Source organism: Enterobacter cloacae complex sp. GF14B (assembly GCF_004136805.1).
GTDB classification, from domain to species: Bacteria; Pseudomonadota; Gammaproteobacteria; order Enterobacterales; family Enterobacteriaceae; genus Enterobacter; species Enterobacter hormaechei_C.
Window position 1 is genome coordinate 1 of record NZ_QFRV01000206.1, and the last position, 2,213, is coordinate 2,213.

At 62.4% G+C, this 2,213-nt stretch carries 2 protein-coding genes and 1 pseudogene; all 3 read right to left on the reverse strand.

Going from position 1 to position 2,213, the window contains the following annotated elements:
• Positions 1 to 126 precede the first annotated feature (126 nt).
• Positions 127 to 660: pseudogene (locus DD606_RS24700) on the reverse strand (efflux RND transporter permease subunit); the annotation flags it as partial.
• A 9-nt stretch (positions 661 to 669) separates the two neighbouring features.
• Positions 670 to 1,734, reverse strand: coding sequence for an efflux RND transporter periplasmic adaptor subunit (locus DD606_RS24705; RefSeq protein ID WP_129259403.1), 1,065 nt, complete (start codon positions 1,732 to 1,734; stop codon positions 670 to 672).
• A 108-nt stretch (positions 1,735 to 1,842) separates the two neighbouring features.
• Positions 1,843 to 2,213: cation transporting ATPase C-terminal domain-containing protein (locus DD606_RS24710; protein WP_176691483.1), on the reverse strand; the 371-nt coding region annotated here is incomplete at its 5' end.

A 2,213-nucleotide genomic window follows, 5' to 3' on the forward strand; every position in this document is an offset into this window, starting at 1 on the left:
ATTTATCCTGCAGTTCGTTATTCAAAACGGCGGTCCGGGTCTGTAACAAATAATGAGCCCCTTTTCTGCTCCACTGCATCTGCTGCTTTTTGGCCATTCGTCTGGCGATCACTTCATTGATCGTGGAAACATCTGTACCTGCCCGACGCCCGGCAGACGCGACAGCGCCTCGCGCACCTGGGTGCTGGCGTAGTTGCTGACGAACAGCGGCGTGTGGGTGTTGTTCGGTGAGTAAAGGCTTACCCCCATCATCAGGTTGGTGGCCCGCTTGCGCACCTGCACGCCGTTTTGCTGCGCCTCGGTCGGCAGCTGCGCCACGGCCTGCGCCACGCGGTTCTGCACGTCGATGGCGGCGAGATCCGGATCGGTGCCCGCCGCAAAGGTGATGTTCAGGCTGTAAGAGCCCTCATCCGAACTGGTGGACTCCATATAGAGCATATGATCCACCCCGTTCAGCTGCGTCTCCAGCGGCGTGGCGATGGCCTCCGCCACGTCAGCCGAGCTGGCGCCCGGCCATGACGCTGACACATTCACGACCGGCGGGGTGATCTGCGGGTACTGCTCCACCGGAATAATCCTCAGCGCGATGGCCCCCAGCAGGGTGATGACCAGCGCAATCACCATCGCAAAGCGCGGGCGTTTGATGAAAAACGTCAGCATGATGGCTCCTTAATTCAGTATCTGGACGGCAACGCCTGGCTGCACGCGCTGCGCACCGTCAGTAATCGCTCGCTCACCGGGCTTCACGCCGGAGGCAATCTGGAACTGCTGGCCGATCTGCCCGGCGACCTTCAGCGGACGCATTTCGGCTTTATCCTCGGCGTTAATCACCCAGGCGAAGAACCCATCGCCATTCTGCTGTACGGCAGCGGCGGGCAGAGTCAGCACCGGTAGTTCGCTTGCCGGACGCAGGTAAACGTTCACATTGCCGCCGGGCAGCAGCTGATGGCGCGGGTTGGCGAACTCGGCACGCAACATCACGCTGGCGGTACGCGGGTCGATGCGGTTGTCCACGGAGGTGAGTTCCCCGCTGACGCGCTGGCCGTTGCTGTCAATCAGCGCCTGCCAGGCCTGCTTCATGGCGCTGATATCCGCATGCTGTCCGGCTTTGGTGGCAAACGCGCCCTCTTCCAGCGCAAAGGCGATGCGGATCGGATCGAGCTGCACCACCTCCACCAGCACACCGCTGGCAGGATTCACCAGGCTGCCGACGTGAAAGTTGCTGTGCCCCACGCGTCCGTCAATCGGTGAGGTAATGCGCGTGTAGTTGAGGCTGACGCTGCGGGTCTCGAGCCGGGCTTTCGCCTGCTCCAGCGCGGCGCTGGCGACGTCGCGCTGCATGCGGGCGTTGTCCACGTCGTGGCGGCTGATGGCGTTGCTGCTGCCAAGGCTTTCGAAGCGGGACAGCTGCTGCTGTGCCTGACGCAGCGTGGCTTCGGCGCTTTTCACTTCGGCCTGGGCCAGACGCAGTGCAGCGCGCGGCTCGGCGTCGTCCAGTTCGAACAACACGTCGCCTTTTTTCACATACTGGCCATCGCGGAAGTGGATTCTGGTGATGACGCCTTCCGTACGTGCACGCAGTTCAACGGTGTGGATAGCTTCAATGCGGCCCGGAATTTGGCGCTCGGCGGCGTGGGCGGTTTGCTCCACGGTGGCGACGCGAACGGGAATGACTGCGGCGAATGCGGGTTGCAGGGTGCAGGCGAGGAGCGCGAACAGGAGTGGGAGTTTCATTAAGAAGTACCTCGGCGTTGTTTTCCCTCACCCCGGCCCTCTCCCACAGGGAGAGGGAGGTCAGGGTTCCCTCTCCCTGTGGGAGAGGGTTAGGGTGAGGGCAAAAAGTTATGCAGCCTTACGGAACCTGCGGGTCAGTCGCTTCTCGATTTCGACGACGAAGAACATCACCCCCGCCACCGCCAGCGTCACGAACCAGTAGCGCAGCGGAAGCGCTTCGGTGCCGAACAGCATCTGCATAAACGGCAGGTAGATGATCGCCGCCTGGAGCAGGAACAGCACGCCCGTTACCAGCCAGATCCCTTTGTTCGCCAGCAGGCCGCGGTTCAGGGAGAACCCTTCGGTATTGCGGCAGTTAATCATGTACACCCACTGGGCGCAGACCAGCATCTGGAGCAGCACGGTGCGGATGAACTCCGCGCTGTGCCCGCGCGGGGCCAGCCAGGCTTCCAGCGCAAAGGCGGCGATGGCAATCATGG

Coding starts and splice junctions, on each gene's coding strand:
- DD606_RS24705 (WP_129259403.1), bottom strand. CDS start 1,734: ATGAAACTCCCACTCCTGTTCGCGCTCCTCGCCTGCACCCTGCAACCC.